4 protein-coding genes are annotated in these 3963 nt (G+C 55.8%); all 4 read left to right on the top strand.

The window, feature by feature from the left end:
• The first annotated feature begins 114 nt into the window (after window positions 1-114).
• The 4 genes from pstS to pstB all read left to right on the top strand — a co-directional run bounded on the left by pstS (window position 115) and on the right by pstB (window position 3949).
• A complete protein-coding gene (gene pstS, locus FN633_RS04260; protein WP_154056859.1) occupies window positions 115-1155 on the top strand; it encodes a phosphate ABC transporter substrate-binding protein PstS in 1041 nt (346 codons plus the stop codon).
• Window positions 1156-1281: 126 nt separating this feature from the next.
• Window positions 1282-2241, top strand: a complete 960-nt coding sequence (gene pstC / locus FN633_RS04255) for a phosphate ABC transporter permease PstC (RefSeq protein ID WP_042393492.1) — start codon at window positions 1282-1284, stop codon at window positions 2239-2241.
• Complete coding sequence (gene pstA / locus FN633_RS04250; RefSeq protein WP_154056858.1) at window positions 2241-3128, top strand: phosphate ABC transporter permease PstA; 888 nt, start codon at window positions 2241-2243, stop codon at window positions 3126-3128. Before pstC ends, pstA begins: the two co-directional genes overlap by 1 nt.
• Before the next feature lie 47 nt (window positions 3129-3175).
• Complete coding sequence (pstB, locus tag FN633_RS04245; RefSeq protein ID WP_144818266.1) at window positions 3176-3949, top strand: phosphate ABC transporter ATP-binding protein PstB; 774 nt, start codon at window positions 3176-3178, stop codon at window positions 3947-3949.
• Window positions 3950-3963: the final 14 nt, after the last annotated feature.

The raw sequence follows: 3963 nt of genomic DNA, 5'->3' as shown, positions 1-3963 counted from the left end.
AAAGTGCCCTCTGTCATAAAAATGTCATAATTAGTACATTTAACTGTCACCTGGTTGTCCTATTTTGCATATCGTAGAAACCAAACAACGATTTACGATCCCTCAGGAGACATTATGAAAGTCATGCGTACCACTGTCGCTACTGTTGTCGCCGCGACCTTATCCCTGAGCGCTTTCGCTGTTAACGCAGCGGCAAGCCTGACCGGCGCGGGTGCAACCTTCCCAGCGCCAGTGTATGCCAAATGGGCGGATACCTATCAGAAAGCAACCGGTAGCAAAGTTAACTACCAGGGTATCGGCTCCTCCGGCGGCGTAAAGCAGATCACTGCGAACACCGTGGATTTTGGCGCGTCTGACGCTCCGCTGTCTGATGAGAAACTGAATCAGGAAGGCCTGTTCCAGTTCCCGACCGTTATCGGTGGCGTGGTGCTGGCGGTTAACCTGCCGGGCGTGAAATCCGGTGAGCTGGTGCTGGATGGTAAAACGCTGGGTGACATCTACCTGGGCAAAATCAAAAAATGGGATGACGAAGCGATCGCTAAGCTCAACCCAGGCATGAAGCTGCCTTCACAGAATATCGCCGTAGTGCGTCGTGCTGATGGCTCCGGTACCTCCTTCGTCTTCACCAGCTACCTGGCGAAAGTAAACGAAGAGTGGAAATCAAAAATTGGTTCTGGCTCTACCGTGAACTGGCCGACCGGTCTGGGCGGTAAAGGTAACGACGGTATCGCCGCGTTCGTACAGCGTCTGCCTGGCTCTATCGGCTACGTAGAGTACGCTTACGCGAAGCAGAACAACCTGGCCTACACCAAGCTGATCTCTGCCGATGGCAAACCGGTTTCTCCGACCGAAGAGAGCTTCTCTAACGCCGCGAAAGGCGTGGACTGGAGCAAAACCTTCGCTCAGGACCTGACTAACCAGAAGGGTGACAACGCGTGGCCAATCACCTCCACCACCTTCATCCTGATCCATAAAGAGCAGAAGAAACCAGAGCAGGGCGCTGAAGTGCTGAAGTTCTTTGACTGGGCATACAAAGACGGTGCGAAACAGGCTAACGATCTGGATTACGCAACCCTGCCGGACAGCGTGGTTGAGCAGGTTCGTGCGGCATGGAAAACGAATGTGAAAGACAGCAGCGGTAAAGCGCTGTACTAACAGGATCTTTTTGACGAAGATGGCGGGTGGCGTAGGCTTCCCGCCCTACGGATAAAAACTGTAGGCCCGGTAAGCGTTCGCGCCACCGGGCAAATTCGTAAGACGTACATAACAGAAGAGTAATTTATGGCTGCAACCAAGCCTGCTTTTAACCCACCGGGTAAACAAGGTGACATGATCTTCGGCGCGCTGGTCAAACTGGCTGCGCTGATTGTGCTATTGCTGCTCGGCGGCATCATCGTCTCTCTGATTGTTTCCTCCTGGCCAAGCATCCAGAAATTTGGTTTCTCCTTCCTGTGGACCAAAGAGTGGGACGCCCCGAACGATATCTACGGCGCGCTGGTGCCGATCTACGGTACGCTGGTGACCTCCTTTATCGCGCTGCTGATCGCCGTTCCGGTGAGTTTCGGTATCGCGCTGTTCCTGACGGAGCTGGCTCCCGGCTGGCTGAAGCGCCCGCTGGGTATCGCCATTGAGCTGCTCGCTGCTATCCCCAGTATCGTTTACGGCATGTGGGGGCTGTTTATCTTCGCTCCGCTGTTTGCCACCTATTTCCAGGAGCCAGTGGGCAACGTGCTCTCTGCCATTCCGTTTGTGGGCGCGCTCTTCTCCGGCCCGGCGTTTGGTATCGGTATCCTCGCGGCGGGTATTATTCTCGCCATTATGATCATTCCGTACATCGCCTCGGTGATGCGAGACGTGTTTGAACAAACCCCAGTAATGATGAAAGAGTCGGCCTACGGCATCGGCTGCACCACCTGGGAGGTGATCTGGCGCATTGTGCTGCCATTCACCAAAAACGGCGTTATCGGCGGGGTCATGCTTGGCCTGGGTCGTGCGCTGGGTGAAACCATGGCGGTGACCTTTATCATCGGTAACACCTACCAGCTCGACAGCGCTTCGCTCTATATGCCGGGCAACAGCATCACCTCTGCGCTGGCGAACGAATTCGCTGAAGCAGAATCCGGCCTGCACGTTGCCGCGCTGATGGAACTGGGGCTGATCCTGTTTGTGATCACCTTCATCGTACTGGCGATCTCGAAAGTGATGATCCTGCGCCTGGCGAAAAACGAGGGGGCACGCTAATGGCTACGCTCGAAATGCAAACCACGACGGCGCTGGCCGAGTCGCGCCGTAAAATGCAGGCGCGTCGCCGCATGAAAAACCGTCTCGCGCTGACGCTGTCGATGGCAACCATGGCGTTCGGCCTCTTCTGGCTGATCTGGATCCTCTTCTCTACCGTGACGCGTGGTATCGACGGCATGTCGCTGGCGCTGTTCACCGAGATGACGCCGCCGCCGAACACCGCAGGCGGTGGGTTGGCAAACGCCCTGGCGGGCAGCGGCCTGCTGATCCTCTGGGCGACCGTGTTTGGTACGCCGCTCGGCATTATGGCGGGTATTTATCTTGCAGAGTACGGGCGTAAATCCTGGCTGGCAGAGGTGATCCGCTTCATTAACGATATTCTGCTCTCCGCCCCGTCTATCGTAGTAGGCCTGTTTGTCTACACCATCGTGGTGGCGCAGATGGAGCACTTCTCCGGCTGGGCAGGCGTGATTGCGCTGGCGCTGCTGCAGGTGCCGATTGTTATCCGCACCACCGAGAACATGCTGAAGCTGGTTCCGGACAGCCTGCGTGAAGCCGCCTACGCGCTGGGCACGCCGAAATGGAAGATGATCTCCGCGATTACGCTGAAGGCCTCTATCTCTGGCATCCTGACCGGCATCCTGCTGGCGGTTGCGCGTATTGCTGGCGAAACCGCGCCGCTGCTCTTCACCTCTCTCTCCAATCAGTTCTGGAGCACGGACATGATGCAGCCTATCGCCAACCTGCCGGTCACCATCTTTAAATTTGCCATGAGCCCGTTTGCCGAGTGGCAACAGCTGGCCTGGGCTGGCGTATTGATTATTACCCTGTGCGTGCTGCTGCTGAACATCCTGGCGCGCGTCATCTTCGCCAAGAAGAACGGTTAAAATTTTGCGGCGTGGCCCCGGTCGCGCCCGATTGAGGAAAAGAGTAAATGAGTATGGTTGACACCACCTCCGGCAAGATTCAGGTTCGCGATTTGAACTTCTACTACGGAAAGTTTCACGCGCTGAAAAACATCAACCTGGATATCGCCAAGAATCAGGTAACGGCGTTTATCGGTCCGTCAGGCTGCGGTAAATCCACCCTGCTGCGTACCTTTAACAAAATGTACTCTCTCTACCCGGAGCAGCGCGCCGAGGGTGAAATTCTGCTGGATGGCGAGAACATTCTCACCCACAGCCAGGATATCGCCCTGCTGCGAGCTAAAGTCGGGATGGTCTTCCAGAAGCCGACGCCGTTCCCGATGTCTATCTATGACAACATCGCTTTCGGCGTGCGCCTGTTTGAGAAACTCTCCCGCACCGATATGGATGAGCGCGTGCAGTGGGCGTTGACCAAGGCCGCATTATGGAATGAAACCAAAGATAAACTGCACCAGAGCGGGTACTCTCTCTCCGGTGGTCAGCAGCAGCGTCTGTGCATTGCGCGTGGGATTGCCATTCGCCCGGAAGTGCTGCTGCTGGATGAGCCCTGTTCAGCCCTCGACCCTATCTCTACCGGGCGTATTGAAGAGCTGATCACCGAGCTGAAGCAGGATTACACCGTAGTGATCGTGACCCATAACATGCAGCAGGCTGCACGTTGCTCCGACCATACGGCCTTTATGTATCTGGGCGAGTTGATTGAGTTCAGCAACACGGACGATCTGTTCACCAAACCTGCTAAAAAGCAAACAGAAGACTATATCACTGGCCGCTACGGCTGATTCAGGAGTGCGCT

Origin of the sequence: Pseudescherichia vulneris, from assembly GCF_902164725.1 — a bacterium.
Classification (GTDB): Bacteria; Pseudomonadota; Gammaproteobacteria; order Enterobacterales; family Enterobacteriaceae; genus Pseudescherichia; species Pseudescherichia vulneris.
This window is presented reverse-complemented; position numbering and strand designations above follow the sequence as displayed.

Coding starts and splice junctions, on each gene's coding strand:
- pstS (WP_154056859.1), top strand. CDS start 115: ATGAAAGTCATGCGTACCACTGTCGCTACTGTTGTCGCCGCGACCTTA.
- pstC (WP_042393492.1), top strand. CDS start 1,282: ATGGCTGCAACCAAGCCTGCTTTTAACCCACCGGGTAAACAAGGTGAC.
- pstA (WP_154056858.1), top strand. CDS start 2,241: ATGGCTACGCTCGAAATGCAAACCACGACGGCGCTGGCCGAGTCGCGC.
- pstB (WP_144818266.1), top strand. CDS start 3,176: ATGAGTATGGTTGACACCACCTCCGGCAAGATTCAGGTTCGCGATTTG.